Source organism: Massilia sp. UBA6681, assembly GCF_002454935.1.
GTDB lineage: Bacteria > Pseudomonadota > Gammaproteobacteria > Burkholderiales > Burkholderiaceae_D > Telluria > Telluria varians.
In genome coordinates this window covers 74,442-88,623 of the sequence record NZ_DKJX01000095.1, presented here as the reverse complement: position 1 = coordinate 88,623, position 14,182 = coordinate 74,442, and the positions used below count along the sequence as shown (strand labels likewise).

General features: G+C 65.1%; 14 protein-coding genes. 4 read left to right on the top strand and 10 right to left on the bottom strand.

Translation table 11 applies throughout. The features are described from left to right. Positions 1–9 precede the first annotated feature (9 nt). From B2R83_RS17120 to B2R83_RS17100, 5 genes are read right to left on the bottom strand one after another with little or no spacing between them, the layout of a single operon-like run. Positions 10–1,317: a sulfate adenylyltransferase subunit 1 gene (locus B2R83_RS17120; RefSeq protein WP_292043836.1), complete on the bottom strand. Its 1,308-nt coding sequence runs from the start codon at positions 1,315–1,317 to the stop codon at positions 10–12. Next, a complete protein-coding gene (gene cysD / locus B2R83_RS17115; protein WP_027866240.1) occupies positions 1,317–2,255 on the bottom strand; it encodes a sulfate adenylyltransferase subunit CysD in 939 nt (312 codons plus the stop codon). Before cysD ends, B2R83_RS17120 begins: the two co-directional genes overlap by 1 nt. 26 nt (positions 2,256–2,281) lie before the next feature. Continuing rightward, on the bottom strand, positions 2,282–2,998 hold the full coding sequence (locus tag B2R83_RS17110) for a phosphoadenylyl-sulfate reductase (protein WP_292043831.1): 717 nt from the start codon (positions 2,996–2,998) through the stop codon (positions 2,282–2,284). 21 nt (positions 2,999–3,019) lie between these two features. Further along, positions 3,020–3,583, bottom strand: coding sequence for a DUF934 domain-containing protein (locus tag B2R83_RS17105; RefSeq protein WP_292043828.1), 564 nt, complete (start codon positions 3,581–3,583; stop codon positions 3,020–3,022). Next, positions 3,576–5,264, bottom strand: a complete 1,689-nt coding sequence (locus B2R83_RS17100; protein ID WP_292043924.1) for a nitrite/sulfite reductase — start codon at positions 5,262–5,264, stop codon at positions 3,576–3,578. The genes B2R83_RS17105 and B2R83_RS17100 overlap by 8 nt, the downstream gene beginning before the upstream one ends. 188 nt (positions 5,265–5,452) lie before the next feature. On the opposite strand from B2R83_RS17100, the gene B2R83_RS17095 reads away from it, so the two are divergent. Together B2R83_RS17095 and B2R83_RS17090 are read left to right on the top strand one after the other, a co-directional pair. Further along, positions 5,453–6,391 carry a CysB family HTH-type transcriptional regulator gene (locus B2R83_RS17095; RefSeq protein ID WP_036216366.1) on the top strand — a complete coding sequence of 313 codons (939 nt, stop codon included), beginning with the start codon at positions 5,453–5,455 and terminating at the stop codon, positions 6,389–6,391. Positions 6,392–6,406: 15 nt separating this feature from the next. Further along, positions 6,407–7,066 carry a class I SAM-dependent methyltransferase gene (locus B2R83_RS17090; RefSeq protein WP_209588724.1) on the top strand — a complete coding sequence of 220 codons (660 nt, stop codon included), beginning with the start codon at positions 6,407–6,409 and terminating at the stop codon, positions 7,064–7,066. Between the two features lie 11 nt (positions 7,067–7,077). On the opposite strand, the gene B2R83_RS17085 is transcribed toward B2R83_RS17090, so the two are convergent. Further along, positions 7,078–7,620: a hypothetical protein gene (locus tag B2R83_RS17085; protein ID WP_292043820.1), complete on the bottom strand. Its 543-nt coding sequence runs from the start codon at positions 7,618–7,620 to the stop codon at positions 7,078–7,080. 199 nt (positions 7,621–7,819) lie between these two features. Between B2R83_RS17085 and B2R83_RS17080 the strand changes: the two genes are divergently transcribed. Continuing rightward, positions 7,820–9,034 (top strand): hypothetical protein, encoded by a 1,215-nt coding sequence (locus tag B2R83_RS17080; protein ID WP_292043818.1) that lies wholly within the window; start codon positions 7,820–7,822, stop codon positions 9,032–9,034. A gap of 15 nt (positions 9,035–9,049) precedes the next feature. Here B2R83_RS17080 and ygiD read toward each other — a convergent pair whose 3' ends face one another. Then, positions 9,050–9,916, bottom strand: a complete 867-nt coding sequence (gene ygiD / locus B2R83_RS17075; RefSeq protein ID WP_292043816.1) for a 4,5-DOPA dioxygenase extradiol — start codon at positions 9,914–9,916, stop codon at positions 9,050–9,052. A 155-nt stretch (positions 9,917–10,071) separates the two neighbouring features. On the opposite strand from ygiD, the gene B2R83_RS17070 reads away from it, so the two are divergent. Continuing rightward, entirely contained in the window at positions 10,072–10,581 is a 510-nt protein-coding gene (locus B2R83_RS17070) for a hypothetical protein (protein ID WP_036214544.1), read from the top strand. A 12-nt stretch (positions 10,582–10,593) separates the two neighbouring features. Here the strand turns inward: B2R83_RS17070 and nhaA are convergent, their stop codons facing one another. The 3 genes from nhaA to B2R83_RS17055 form a co-directional block, all read right to left on the bottom strand. After that, entirely contained in the window at positions 10,594–11,811 is a 1,218-nt protein-coding gene (nhaA, locus tag B2R83_RS17065; RefSeq protein ID WP_292043811.1) for a Na+/H+ antiporter NhaA, read from the bottom strand. A 185-nt stretch (positions 11,812–11,996) separates the two neighbouring features. Continuing rightward, positions 11,997–13,469: an alanine/glycine:cation symporter family protein gene (locus B2R83_RS17060; RefSeq protein WP_292043810.1), complete on the bottom strand. Its 1,473-nt coding sequence runs from the start codon at positions 13,467–13,469 to the stop codon at positions 11,997–11,999. A gap of 190 nt (positions 13,470–13,659) precedes the next feature. Next, entirely contained in the window at positions 13,660–14,067 is a 408-nt protein-coding gene (locus B2R83_RS17055) for a DUF2141 domain-containing protein (RefSeq protein WP_292043807.1), read from the bottom strand. Positions 14,068–14,182: the final 115 nt, after the last annotated feature.

Below are 14,182 nucleotides of genomic sequence, written 5' to 3'. Positions count from 1 at the left end.
TTCCTTCGCTTATTGATCCAGACGGATCATACCCGCTGCGACGGTCTGGTGGGTGACTTCGTCGATCAGGATGAAGGCGCCCGTTGCGCGGTTGTCGCAATAGGCATCGGCCGCCAGCGGCTGCTGGACCGAGAGCTGCACGGTGGCGATGTCGTTCAGCTTCAGGCCCTCTGCCGCATGACGTTGCTGGGTGTTGACGTCCAGGATGCTGTCCACCTGCTTGACCTTGGCGGCGGTCTGGCGGGTGCCGTGCTTGATCCAGTACTTGCGGCGCGCATCGAGCGGCTCGTCCGACATCCAGCACACGTCCGCCACTACCTGCTTGAGCTGGGTTGCCGGCTGCTCGGCGCTGGCGAGCAGGTCGCCGCGCGATATGTCCAGGTACTCGTTCAGCAGCAGGGTGACCGACTGGCCGGCCACGGCCGATTGCAGGGAACCGTCGAAGGTGACGATCTCCTTGACGGTCGCCTGCTGGCCCGAAGGCTGCACCACCAGCTTGTCGCCAACCGAGACCTTGCCCGATTCGATGCGGCCCATGTAGCCGCGGAAGTCATTGGCTTCGTGGCCGTTGTGGCGCGCCACCAGCTGCACCGGGAAGCGCAGCGGGGCGGCGTGCGATTCGTCGTAAACCGACAGGCCTTCCAGCAGCTCGATCAGGGTCGGGCCCCGGTACCAGGGCATGCGCTCCGAGGCGAGCACCACGTTGTCGCCGCTGAGTGCCGACAGCGGGATCGCGGTCACGTCCTTCAGGCCCAGCGACCGGGCGAACTCGCCGTAGGCGGCGACGATGCGCTCGTACACGGTCTGGTCGTAGTTCACCAGGTCCATCTTGTTGACGGCCACGATCACGTGCTCGATCTGCAGCAGCTTGGCGATGGTCGAGTGGCGCTTGGTTTGCGTGAGCAGGGTCACGCTGCCGTCGTCGCCCAGTTTCACTTTCGAGACGTCCACCAGGATGATCACGGCATCCGCAGTCGAGGCGCCGGTGACCATGTTGCGGGTGTACTGCTCGTGGCCCGGGGTGTCGGCGATGATGAACTTGCGCTTCGGGGTGGCGAAGTAGCGGTAGGCCACGTCGATGGTGATGCCCTGTTCGCGCTCGGCTTCCAGACCGTCGGTCAGCAGCGACAGGTCGATGGTGTCGCCCACGGTGCGCTTGTGCTTCGAGCGCGAGACGGCGGCCAGCTGGTCGGCGAAGATGCCCTTGCTGTCGTACAGCAGGCGGCCGATCAGGGTGCTTTTGCCATCGTCCACCGAGCCGGCGGTGATGAAGCGGAGCATGCCGCTTTGATTGAGCTTATCGGTCATGGCGTTCATCAGAAATATCCTTGCTTCTTGCGCTTTTCCATCGAGGCTTCGGAGGTCTGGTCGTCCATCCGGGTCGCGCCGCGTTCGGTCACTTCGGTGACGGCTGTCTCGGCGATGATGTTTTCCACGGTGCTGGCGGTGGACGCCACCGGGCAGGTGCAGGAGATATCGCCCACGGTGCGGAAGCGCACGGTACGGGTCTCGACCTGTTCGCCTTCGCGGGCCGGGGTCAGCGGGGTGAGCGGCACCAGCAGGCCGTTACGCGGGATGACCTGGCGCTCGTGCGCGAAGTAGATCGGGGGCAGGGCCAGCTTTTCGCGGGCGATGTACTGCCACACATCCAGCTCGGTCCAGTTCGAGATCGGGAACACGCGCATGTTCTCGCCGGGGTGGACGCGGGTGTTATACAGGTCCCACAGTTCCGGGCGCTGGGCCTTCGGATCCCACTGGCCGAACTCGTCGCGGAAGGAGAAGATGCGCTCCTTGGCGCGCGCCTTTTCCTCGTCGCGGCGGGCGCCGCCGATGCAGGCGTCGAAACCGTGTTCGGCGATGGTCTCCAGCAGGGTCACGGCCTGGGCCGCGTTGCGCGAATCGGTGGCCGGGTTACGCAGGCGCACGGTGCCGCGCCGGATCGACTCCTCGACCGAGCCGACGATCAGGCGCTCGCCCAGTTCCGCCACACGGGCATCGCGGAAGGCGATCACTTCGTCGAAGTTATGGCCGGTGTCGATGTGCACCAGCGGGAAGGGGAATTTACCCGGGCGGAAGGCCTTTTCGGCCAGGCGCAGCAGGACAACCGAATCCTTGCCGCCCGAGAACAGCAGGGCAGGGTTGCTGCATTCGGCCGCCACTTCGCGCAGGATGTGGATGGCCTCGGATTCGAGGGCGTCGAGGTGGCGCGCATTCACGTCGGTGAGCACGCCCGGGTTGTCGAATACTGTCGTCATGTTGTTTTGCCTTTGGGTGAGCTGCTTTACGCGGCCACGGATTTGATGCGAATGAGTTTGCCGTCGACCACGTGCAGGCCGCATTCCTTCGATTCGGGGTTTTCCCACCACCAGCGGCCGGCGCGCACATCCTCGCCCGGCTGGATCGCGCGGGTGCAGGGCTCGCAGCCGATCGACGGGTAGCCGCGGTCGTGCAGGGCGTTGTAGGGCACGGCGTTGGAACGCAGGTAGTCCCACACGTTTTCCTCGGACCAGTCGGCCAACGGGTTGAACTTCTGCATGGCGTGGGCGGCATCGTCTTCTTGCACCGCCAGTTCGGCGCGGGTGGTCGACTGGGCGCGGCGCTGGCCGGTGATCCAGGCCTTGTTTCCTTGAAGCGCACGACCGAGCGGTTCGACCTTGCGCACGCGGCAGCATTCCTTGCGCATCTCGACGCTGTCGTAGAAGGCGTTCAGGCCGTTCTGCGCCACGTAGGCTTCGACCGCTTCCGGCTGCGGCTTGAACAGGGCGATATCAATGCCGTAGGTCTCGCGTACGCGATTGAGCATGTCGAGGGTCTCGGCATGCAGGCGGCCGGTCTCGAGCGAGAAGATTCCGATCGGCAGCTTCGCTTTGAGGATCAGGTCGGTCAGGACCATGTCCTCGGCCGCCAGGCTCGATGCGAACACGGCGGGCGAGTAATCGCGGGCGATGCGCGCCAGGATGGCGTTCGTTTCGTCGACGCGGCGATGGAGGTCGCTCATGGTGGTTCCTTGAATGCTTCCTTAGATGCCGGCGCCGACGTCGGTCAGTTCCGGCGGCGTGCCGCGCGGCGCGCGGCGGAACAGCGGCAGCGGCTGGTCGACCGAGGCCTGGTAGGTTTCCGAGAACACGGTCAGGCCCTTGAGTGCGTCGTGGATGCTGCGGTCCTGGCGGGTGGCGAAGGCATCGAAGCCGACGCGCGACAGGGGCCACAGCTGGTCGCGCAGCACGTCGCCGATCGCGCGCAGCTCGCCGGTATAGGCCAGGCGCTTGCGCAGGTTGAAGGCGGTCGAGTAGCCGCGGCCGTCCGAGAACTTCGGGAAGTCCACGGCGATCACGCCAAAGCGCGACAGGTCGTCCTTGATGGCGGCTGCCCCTTCGTCCGGCGCCAGCCAGACGCCGATCTCGCTGCGGCCGGAAAGCAGAGCGCGCTGCGCCTGCCAGACGCCCAGCGGCACGATGAACTTGCCTTCCGGGACCTCGACGGATTCCGGGGTTTCGCCCTCGGCGAGACGCAGCACGCTCCAGTCGTCCTCGACCACTTCGCGGTGTTTGATGATCTGCTTGTGCAGGACGAAATTAGGCATAGTGGTCTTCCCCAACCAGTTCGCCCGCCGCGATCGGCGTGGCATAGACATGTTCCTTGAACGGCGCGATGCCGAGACGCTGCACGGTGTCGACGAAACGTTCGCCTTCATAGCGCTCGCGCACGTAGACTTCCAGCAGGCGGCCGACCACTTCCGGCATCTGCAGCGCCGAGAAGGACGGGCCGATGATCTTGCCGATCGCCGAGTTGTTGCCCTGCGAGCCGCCGATCGACACCTGGTACCACTCGCTGCCGTCCTTGTCGACGCCGAGGATGCCGATGGCGCCCACGTGGTGGTGGCCGCAGGCGTTGATGCAGCCCGAAATGTTCAGTTCAATGTCGCCGATGTCGTGCTGGAAGTCGAGGTTGTCGAAACGCTCGGCAATGCTTGCTGCGATCGGGATCGACTTGGCATTCGCCAGCGAGCAGAAGTCGCCGCCCGGGCAGGCGATGATGTCGGTCAGCAGGCCGATGTTCGGCGTCGCCAGGCCCTTGGCCTTGGCCAGCTGCCACAGTTCGAACAGCTTCGATTGCTCGACGTCGGCCAGCACCAGGTTCTGCTCGTGGGTCACGCGCAGTTCGCCGAAGCTGTACTTGTCGGCCAGGTCGGCCACGAAGTCCATCTGCTCGGCGGTCGCGTCGCCCGGCGGCACGCCGGTTTTCTTGAGCGACAGCACCACGGCGGCATAGCCGGGCACCTTGTGCGGCTTGACGTTGCGGCCCAGCCAGTTGGCAAAGGCACGGTTGTCCGGATGCTGGGCGGTCGGATCGGTGTCTTCAAGCGTGGCGTAGCCGTGCGGCTGGAACCACTGGGCGACGCGGTCGAATTCTTCCTGGGTCAGGGTTTCCGGACCGTCCTTCAGGTCTTTCCACTCTTCTTCCACCTGGCGGGTGAATTCCTCGACGCCGAGGGCCTTCAGCAGGATCTTGATGCGGGCCTTGTACTTGTTGTCGCGGCGGCCGTGCTGGTTGTACACGCGCATCACGGCTTCGGTATAGGTCAGCAGGTGCTGCCAGGGCAGGAAGTCGCGGATGACCGAGCCCAGGATCGGGGTACGGCCCATGCCGCCGCCGGCCATGAACTTGAAGCCGACTTCGCCAGCATCGTTCTTCACGAGCGTGAGGCCGATGTCGTGGATGGCGATCGCGGCGCGGTCTTCGACGGCGCCGTTGATCGCCACCTTGAACTTGCGCGGCAGGGCGATGAACTCGGGGTGGAAGGTGCTCCACTGGCGCAGGATCTCGGCGAACGGACGCGGATCGATGATCTCGTCGGCGGCGACGCCGGCGAATTCGTCGGTGGTGATGTTGCGGATGCAATTGCCCGAGGTCTGGATGGCGTGCATCTCGACCGAGGCCAGGTCTTCCAGGATCTGCGGAGTCTGCTCCAGCTCGATCCAGTTGTACTGGATGTTCTGGCGGGTGGTGAAGTGGCCGTAACCGCGGTCATACTTACGGGCAATATGAGCGAACATGCGCATCTGCTTCGACGCCAGCAGGCCATAGGGCACGGCCACGCGCAGCATGTAGGCGTGGCGTTGCATATAGAGGCCGTTCTGGAGGCGCAGGGGGATGAATTCTTCCTCAAGCAGCTCACCGTTCAGGCGCCTTTCCACCTGGCTGCGGTACTGCGCGATGCGTTCGCGCACGATGAGATGGTCGTAGTGGTCGTAGCGGTACATGGTCTCGTCCAGTGAGGGTAGACCTTGCAAACATTGTCCACCCGTTAAATGTATGGCCAAGTGTACGGATGGGTGCTTATATTCCAAACTACGGAGAATTCATTTGCTTATATGCGTAACTTGAATAAGCATCTTAAAATGTCATCTGCTGACGCTTTAACAAGACCAATAGAACAACCGACCACCACATGAACCTTCACCAGCTGCGCTTCGTGCGCGAAGCCGTGCGCCAGAACTACAACCTGACCGATGCCGCCAAGGCGCTGTTCACCTCCCAGCCGGGGGTGTCGAAAGCGATCATCGAGCTCGAGGAAGAGCTCGGCGTCGACATCTTCACCCGCCACGGCAAGCGCATCCGCGGGCTGACCGAGCCGGGGCGGCTGGTCCTGCAGTCGGTCGAGCTGATCATGCAGGAGATCGACAGCCTCAAGCGCATCGGCAAGGAATACGCAGCCCACGACAGCGGCAGCTTCACCATCGCCACCACCCATACCCAGGCGCGCTACATGCTGCCCAAGGTGGTGCAGGGCTTCATGCAGAAGTACCCCAAGGTGCGCTTGTCATTATTGCAAGGAAACCCGAAGCAGATCGCCGACATGGTCAAGAACGACCAGGCCGACCTGGCCATCGCCACCGAGTCGATCGCCGCCATCGACGGCCTGATCACGCTGCCGTGCTACCAGTGGGAGCATGTGCTGGTGGTGCCGCAAGAACATCCGCTGCTGCGCTCGAAGGCGGTGTCGCTGGAGGAAATCGCCGGCTACCCGGTCATCACCTATGATGCCGCCTTTGCCGGCCGCAGCAAGATCGACCATGCCTTCGGCCTGCGCCACCTGAAACCGGACGTGCTGCTGGAAGCGATCGACGCCGACGTGATCAAGACCTACGTCGAGCTGGGCATGGGCGTGGGCATCATCGCCGGCATGGCCTTCGACCCGGAACGCGACCGCAACCTGCGCGCGATCCCCGTTGGCCACCTGTTCGGCATGAACACCTCGCGCGTGGCGATCAAGCAGGGCGCCTACCTGCGCAGCTATATCTATACCTTCATCGAACTGCTCGCCCCGACCCTCAACCGCAAGATGGTCGAGTCCGCCATGCGCGGCGGCGAGAACTACGAACTGTAATTACAAGGAAGCACCATGAGCACCAACCCAGTCGCCGACTTCTATACCGCGATCGCGGACCACTACGACGCCCAGTTCCACGACGAGAGCGACGAAGACCGCCAGGACGACCTCGACGACGTCGCCGAGCAGGTCGGCGAGCTGTTGCGCGGCCACACCGTGCTGGAACTGGGCTGCGGCACCGGCTACTTCACCGACGTGATCGCCGAAACGGCGCAATCGGTGCTGGCCACCGACATCAGCGAAGCGATGCTGAACGTTGCGCGCGAGCACGGCGAAGGGCTGGAGAACGTGCAGTACCGCGTGGTCGACGCACTGAACCTGCCCACCGACCTCGGCAAGTTCACGGCGGTATTCGCCGGCTTCCTGTGGTCGCATTTCAAGAAGGAGGAGCAGGACGCCTTCATCGCCGGACTGCGCGCCCGCATCGGCTCGAATGCGCTGCTGGTGCTGATCGACGACGAGTACGTCGAAGGCGCCAGCCCGACGGTCGCGCGCACCGACGCCCAGGGCAATACCTGGGCCCAGTTCGTCGATGCCGACGGCAAGCGCCACGAGCTGCCCAAGAACTACCCGACCGACAGCGCGCTGCGCAAGCGCCTCGGCACGGCGGTGCGCGAGATCAAGATCGGTCGCTGGGACAGCTGCTGGGCGCTGACCTGCCGCCTGAAGTAAACCCTGCCGGCTTAAAAACCGCGGCCCATCCCGATACCCACGTTGCCGCCGCCCGGCGCGCGGCCGCCGCGGCCGCCGCCCTCCGGCTTGCCGCCACCTTCCCTGCGGCCTTCGCCAGCGCCCGGTCCCGGCGGCTGGCGCTCCAGCATGCTCCTGAAGCGCGCCAGCACCAGGCCTCGTTGACGGTCGTCGAGCGCATCGTTCATCGTGAACCAGATGTCGCGCAGTTCCTTGTCCTCGTCGTGAATCATGGCTGCATCGTCGGCGAGCGCGCCGGCCAGGCCGCGCAGTTCGGCGGACGGCTCGTTGGCGAGCTTCTTGGCGGCGGCATCGAGTTCGTCGCGCCTTTCCTTGCGCAGCCGCAGGATGGCGCGCGTCTTGCGCATGCTCTGTTCCCACAGCAGGTTCTGGTTGTCGGTCAGGCCGAGTTCCTTCTTGATGTCCGGCGCCTGCATGAGCAGGTCGTCGGTGCGCCAGTCGGTGACCGGGACCGCGTAGGCCAGGTGCTGGGTGCACAGGAAGGCGGCGGCGAGGGCGAAGGTAGCGAGCTTCATGGATGCATGGGAAGGGAAGGGAAAGCCATTCTCTGTTGCCTGAGCGTTAAGCGCGGTTGCTCATCTGTAAGCAAATGTTGCCGGGGCCGCACGGGTGTACCCGCCCGACATAAAAGGACCGACGTGGCCCGCGGAAGCGTCATATCCGGCGTGGCCATCGCTATACTCGGTCGATCGCAGATCAGTCGGAGGAGAAAGCATGGCTCGTCGGATTTACCGCAATGCGCTGCTGCTGTGCCTTGCCTGCTCGACCGTTTCGGTGCAGGCAACTCCACCTGTCGTGGTCCGCACGGAGGCAGAGCTGACGGCGATCCTGGCGTCTGGCGCGCCAACGCCGCTCGACGCTTTCACCCCCTACGGCAAGCGCAGCTTTCTCCGCGGCTTGAGGTGGGGCACGCGCGGGCTCGGCGGGTTCAGTTATCGCGCCATGCTGCGTGAACTCGACCGCGCGCAGATCGAGGCACTTGCGGCCTTCATCGACAGCAGCGCCTATTCACCGGCGCGCAGCCGGGATCTTTCGAGCCCGCCGTTGCGCTTGCCCGAACCCTCGCCGGAAGTCGAGCGGCGCTACGTGCAGCTGGAGCGCTTCGTGGACGAGGAGAGCGAACGCAGACGCGATGCGGCCGGGGCATCGAGCGTGGTCGACAGGAGTCCCGTGGAACGCCGCTATCTTGCCCTGTTCGGCGAGCAGATGAGCGAGAGCGTGCTGCGCAAGCTGCCGGCAGCTGACCTGCCGGTACTATTCGATGCCGCGACGCTTGCCGGCGAGCTCGGTTCCGGCCAGGCGGGAGTCGCGCACCAGCAGTTGGTTTACCGCGAAATGCAGAACCGCGGTCTCGATACGCGCCGTGGTTTCGACGAGACCATGCTCAACGCGCTCCTGTCGGTACGAGATTTTTCGCAGGCAAAGGTTTTCGCGGCGAACAAACCGCATCTTGCAAGCTGGACCATTCCGCTCGTCCATGATCGCCTGGGGCCGGACTTTGTCGGGCGCAGCGTCTACCGCTACGATGCAGCGACGAAGACCCTGACGCGCGAAGCCTTCCCGTATCCAGTCGGCCTCGAGCTGGTGATGGTGGTCGATGCCGGCTGTCACTTCTCGGCGAAGGCCCTGGCCGCGCTGCATGAGGATGCCGAGCTCCGGGCGCGTCTGCTCGAGGCCAATCTCGCCCTGGTCACGCCGCCGCGCGCGGCAATTTCCTATGACTTTGTCGACCAGTGGAACAAGGACAATCCAGCGGTGCCGATGCGCATTCTGTACAACGCGAGCGAATGGAAGGCAATCAAGGTCACCGGCGTGCCGCAGTTTTACCTGCTGAAGAACGGCAAGGTGGTCGCCGAATTGCGCAGCGGCTGGCCGGCGGAAGGCAACAAGGCTGCCCTCATGGCGCTGCTCGATGCGGCCCGCGACTGACTGCGCGCGTCCGGATCAAATGTTCGTCTGTTCGGGCGGCACCCGCTCCGGCAGCGTCTGCGAGTCGGTTGCGTCCCCGAACTGGGACGGCGCCCGCATGCCGACCACATAGCTCGTCATGCTGAGCGAACCGAGCGTCCTTGCCTCGGCAAACGGGACGGCCGGCTCGCCGCTGGCCCGGCACAGGCCGGCAAGGTAGGCGAGGGGCAGGAAATGCTCGGGTGTCGGCACGGCGAGCGCGTAATCCGGCGAGGACTCGACCTCGGCCAGGTCGCCCGGCGCGGTCGTCATCAGCTTGCGCACGCGCGCGTCGAAGCGGTCTGCCCAGTCGAAGCCCTGGCTTGCGCGCGCCCAGTCGACCAGCCGCAGATTGTGGACGACGTTGCCGCTTCCCAGGATCAGGACGCCGCGATCGCGCAGCGGCGCCAGGCGCGCACCAAGGTCCAGGTGATAGGCGAGCGGGGCGGCGGCATGGATCGACAGTTGCACTACCGGGATGTCCGCCTCGGGGAAGACATGCGCAAGGACCGACCAGGTGCCGTGGTCGAGGCCCCAGCTGTCCATGTCCATGCCGATATAGGTGGGTTTCAGCAGTTCGGCGACTTCATGCGCGACGTCGGGACTGCCGGGCGCGGGATAGTCGAAGGCAAACAGCTCCTTCGGAAAGCCGTAGAAGTCGTGGATCACCTTGGGGCTCGGCATCGCAGTGACTGCGGTCCCCTGGATGAACCAGTGCGCCGAGATGGCCAGCACGGCGCGCGGCCGCGGCAGCAAGCGCCCGAGCGAGCGCCAGGTCTCCGTAAACTCGTTGATTTCGAGCGTGTTCATGGGCGAACCGTGGCCGATGAACACGGCGGGCATGCGAGAGCCGCTGGTCGACATGGTGTTCCCTCCTTGGCCGCGCTGCGGCGAATCCGGTGTCGTCGATAGTACTACGGGACAGCCATGCGAGACGGCGCGCCAGGCCGGCGACATCATCTTGCAATATTGACTACATTTGAGTGACCGTCAAACGACTTGCACAGGAGTCCGTCACAATGAACTTTCGCAGCCTGCTTTCCTCCGTACTGATCGGCGCCGTCGCCAGCGCACGCTCGATGACCCCGATGGCCACCATCGCCACCGCCCGCATGGCCAAGCGCGACACCCCCGGCGAGCTGTTCCTGCTCGACCGCCCGCTGTTCAAGTACGGCGCCCTGGCGATGGGAGCGGGTGAACTGATCGGCGACAAGATGAAAACCGCGCCCGACCGCACTGTGTTCCTGGGCCTGCTGGCGCGGGTCATGAGCGCCGGCATCGCCGGCGCCGCGCTGGCGCCCAAGGGGAGGGAAAAGGCTGGCGCGGCGGTCGCGGTTGCCACCGCCGTGCCGCTTGCCTACCTGACGCTGGCCGGCCGCAAGCAGGCCATGGCGCGCATCGGCCAGACCCGCAGCGGCCTGATCGAAGACGCGCTGATCGTTGCCGCCGGCAGCGCGATCGTGGCCTTGTCGACCCGCGGGCAGCACGAGCATGGGCGCACGCCGCTGCAGCGCGCGTACGCCCGCTGAGCGTCGCTGCCTTTAGCGGGGCGGCTCGTCCGCCTCGAAATCCAGCGTATCGGTATCGCGGTCCGTGGCCAGCGGGCCGCCCAGCAGCTTGAGCCAGGTGAAGCCGGCAATGCCCGCCACCAGCGAAGCGACCAGGATCGCCATCTTGGATGCGTTGATGGTGTCGCCCGCGCCGACGAAGGCCAGGTTGGTGATGAAGATCGACATCGTGAAACCGATCCCGCCCAGCAGGCCGGCGCCCAGGATGTGGCGCCAGGCCAGGTCCAGCGGCAGCCGGCACAACCCGAGCGCGACCGCCGCAAAGCTGAACAGGAAGATGCCGATCGGCTTGCCGACCACCAGGCCGGCGATGATGCCGAGGCTGTTGCTGCTGAGGAGTTCGGTTTCCCAGCCGGCCCCGATGATGATGCCGGTATTGGCCAGCGCGAAGATCGGCAGGATCAGGAAGGTCACCGGCTTGTGCAGGACGTGTTCCAGCCGGTGCGAGGGCGACTCCGCGTCGTCTTCCCTGCTTGAATACGGAATCGTGAAGGCCAGCAGCACGCCCGCGATGGTCGCGTGCACGCCGGACTTGAGCATCAGGAACCACATCAGCGCACCACCTGCCAGGTAGGGCAGCAGCGCCATCACGCGCAGCACGCGGTTCAGCGCCAGCAGGCCGGCGAACACGGCCAGTGCACCGATCAGGTACAGGAAGGACAGCTCGGCGGTATAGAACAGGGCGATGACGATGATCGCCCCCAGGTCGTCCATCACGGCCAGGGCCGTCAGGAAGATCTTGAGCGAAGCCGGCACCCGGCTGCCCAGCAGGGCCAGCACGCCGAGGGCGAAGGCGATGTCGGTTGCCATCGGGATGCCGACGCCGGCCTGGGTGGCGCTGCCGGCGTTCAGGCCGAAGTGAATCAGGGCCGGTACCGCGATGCCGCCCGCTGCGGCCAGCATCGGCAGCATGGCGTTCTTCAGGTCGGACAATTCGCCGTTGACCAGTTCGCGCTTGAGCTCGAGGCCGATCAGCAGGAAGAAGATCGCCATCAAGGCGTCGTTGACCCAGTGCTCGATGCTCAGGCCGGCGACGTACTGGTGCCAGAAGCCGAGATAGGCAGAGCCGAGCGTGGAGTTGGCGATCGACAGCGAGACGATGGTGCACAGGATCAGGATGATGCCGCCGGCCTTGCTCGACTTGAAGAATTCCTTGAAGCTCAGCGAGAGGGGGCGTTCGATGCGGATCATGCGGCCTCCATGGCGGCATGACGGGAAACGGACGTGGGGATGGAAACGGGATGGATGCTGTGCATGGGATGGTCGCGAATAAACCGCGTGGCGGCCCGACCATCGCGCATCCTGCCGTACCCGCATGGTACGAACACCCGCGCCCATGATACCACGCCCGGGCTGCCGGGCGTGGCTTGCCGTGCTTAGCGGACGGTTTCGGCGGCCTTGCCCTGTGCTGCGGCCTGGCTGTTGCGCTGCACCCAGTAATCGGCGTTCTTGATGCCCAACGCCACCGGATCGAAGACCGGGTCCTTGCCCTGCGCCTTCTGCGCCTCGTAGTCGCGCAGGCACTTGAAGGCCACGTTGCGCATCAGGAGGATGGCGATGATGTTCAGCCAGGCCATCAGGCCCACGCCCAGGTCGCCCAGCGCCCAGGCCGCGTCGGCGGTCCGGATGGTGCCGTAGAAGGTGGCGGCGATGATGCACAGCTTCAGCACGAAGGCCATCCAGGGACGGCTGGTGGCGCGGTTGATGTAGGCGATGTTGGTCTCGGCGATGTAGTAATAGGCCACGATCGTCGTGAACGCGAAGAATACCAGGGCGATCGCGACGAACAGCGAGCCGAAGCCCGGCATGATGTTCTCCAGCGCGGTCTGGACATAGCCCGGGCCGGCCGCCACGCCCTGGATGCCAGTGAACATCGGGGTGCCGTCCGGCGCCTGCACGTTGTACTGGCCGGTAATCAGGAGCATGAAGGCGGTGGCCGAGCACACGAACAGGGTGTCGACGTACACCGAGAAGCCCTGCACCAGGCCCTGCTTGGCCGGGTGGCTCACTTCCGCCGCCGACGAGGCGTGCGGGCCGGTGCCCTGGCCGGCTTCGTTCGAATAGACGCCGCGCTTGACGCCCCACTGGATGGCCATGCCGATGATGGCGCCGAAGGCGGCGTCCATGGCGAAGGCCGAGCGGAAGATCAGGCCCAGCACGTTCGGCAGCTGGTCGACGTGCAGCGCCACGACGATGCAGGCCACCACGATGTAGCCGAGCGCCATGAAGGGCACCACGTATTCGGCGAAGGTCGCGATGCGCTTGACGCCGCCGAAAATGATGAAGGCCAGCGCGATCGCCAGCACGGCACCGGTCACGGTGGTGTTCACGCCGGCGGCGGTCTTCAGGCTTTCGGCGATGGCGTTGGCCTGCACGCCCGGCAGCAGCAGGCCGGTGGCGATGACGGTCACGAAGGCGAACAGCAGGGCGTACCATTTCACGCCCAGGCCTTTTTCGATGTAGAAGGCGGGGCCGCCGCGGTACTGCTTGTTGATCGATTCCTTGTACACCTGGCCGAGAGTGGATTCGACGAAGGCCGAGCTGGCGCCGAGGAAGGCGACCATCCACATCCAGAACACCGCGCCCGGACCGCCGAAGGTGATGGCGGTGGCGACACCGGCGATGTTGCCGGTGCCGACGCGGCCGGCCAGCGTCATGGTGAGGGCCTGGAAGGACGAGACGCCCTGGTCGGAGCTTTTCCCTTCCATCATCAGGCGCGTCATTTCGCGCACGTGGCGCAGCTGCAGGAAGCGGGATCGGACCGAGAAATACAGGCCGGCGCCCAGGCACAGCGCGATCAGCGCCGTGCTCCAGACATATTCGTTCAGGGTGTTGACCAACTCATTCATTTGCTTGTTTCCCCGTAGCAAGGAGATGCGGGCTTTGTGGGCCCGCTTTCGTGTAATGGACACGGCCGGAAACGCTGCCCGGCCTCTCGTGGTTTGCAAAGATACCTGAAGAGTTAACCGATTCCTATCGTTATTTTTGGCCTCGCCCGACCTGCATCAGGAAGGGGCGCGGCAGCACGTTTTGGGTGCGTCAGTGCAGCTTGATGGGGGCTGTCGTGGTCCCGTCGCGCACCTCGATGGCGGCGGCGTCGAAATCCGGCGGGCCGAAGCGGCCGGCGGCGTCGCGGCTGAAGCCGTAGTTCTCCGTGGGAATGCCGAGGAAGTTGCGGTCGAGCTGCTTGTTCTCGTTCTCGTCCTGGTAGGCCAGCACGGCCCAGGTGCCGGGTGGGATGTCGCGGAAAGCGACCACGGTCTCGCCGGCCTGGGCCGGCACCGAGGCGTGGTGGGCGCACTGCTTGAGGAAGCGCTCGCGGTCGCATACGGCGACGTTGATCTTGCCCTTGCCGGCCGCAACGTTCGATACCCGCACCTCGACCGTGGCGGCGGAAACGGGGAGCGCCGCCAGCAGCAGGGCGCAGGAAAGCAGTAGGTGACGCATGGATGTCCTTTCAGTGATGAAGTATGCTTGTACCGTCGCTGAACCGCAGCGGCGTGCGTGCGGCACTTGTGCGGCGCGGCGCCTGTGGTAGGCTCGATGTATTCCGTTTATCGTG

Coding starts and splice junctions, on each gene's coding strand:
- B2R83_RS17120 (WP_292043836.1), bottom strand. CDS start 1,317: ATGAACGCCATGACCGATAAGCTCAATCAAAGCGGCATGCTCCGCTTC.
- cysD (WP_027866240.1), bottom strand. CDS start 2,255: ATGACGACAGTATTCGACAACCCGGGCGTGCTCACCGACGTGAATGCG.
- B2R83_RS17110 (WP_292043831.1), bottom strand. CDS start 2,998: ATGAGCGACCTCCATCGCCGCGTCGACGAAACGAACGCCATCCTGGCG.
- B2R83_RS17105 (WP_292043828.1), bottom strand. CDS start 3,583: ATGCCTAATTTCGTCCTGCACAAGCAGATCATCAAACACCGCGAAGTG.
- B2R83_RS17100 (WP_292043924.1), bottom strand. CDS start 5,264: ATGTACCGCTACGACCACTACGACCATCTCATCGTGCGCGAACGCATC.
- B2R83_RS17095 (WP_036216366.1), top strand. CDS start 5,453: ATGAACCTTCACCAGCTGCGCTTCGTGCGCGAAGCCGTGCGCCAGAAC.
- B2R83_RS17090 (WP_209588724.1), top strand. CDS start 6,407: ATGAGCACCAACCCAGTCGCCGACTTCTATACCGCGATCGCGGACCAC.
- B2R83_RS17085 (WP_292043820.1), bottom strand. CDS start 7,620: ATGAAGCTCGCTACCTTCGCCCTCGCCGCCGCCTTCCTGTGCACCCAG.
- B2R83_RS17080 (WP_292043818.1), top strand. CDS start 7,820: ATGGCTCGTCGGATTTACCGCAATGCGCTGCTGCTGTGCCTTGCCTGC.
- ygiD (WP_292043816.1), bottom strand. CDS start 9,916: ATGTCGACCAGCGGCTCTCGCATGCCCGCCGTGTTCATCGGCCACGGT.
- B2R83_RS17070 (WP_036214544.1), top strand. CDS start 10,072: ATGAACTTTCGCAGCCTGCTTTCCTCCGTACTGATCGGCGCCGTCGCC.
- nhaA (WP_292043811.1), bottom strand. CDS start 11,811: ATGATCCGCATCGAACGCCCCCTCTCGCTGAGCTTCAAGGAATTCTTC.
- B2R83_RS17060 (WP_292043810.1), bottom strand. CDS start 13,469: ATGAATGAGTTGGTCAACACCCTGAACGAATATGTCTGGAGCACGGCG.
- B2R83_RS17055 (WP_292043807.1), bottom strand. CDS start 14,067: ATGCGTCACCTACTGCTTTCCTGCGCCCTGCTGCTGGCGGCGCTCCCC.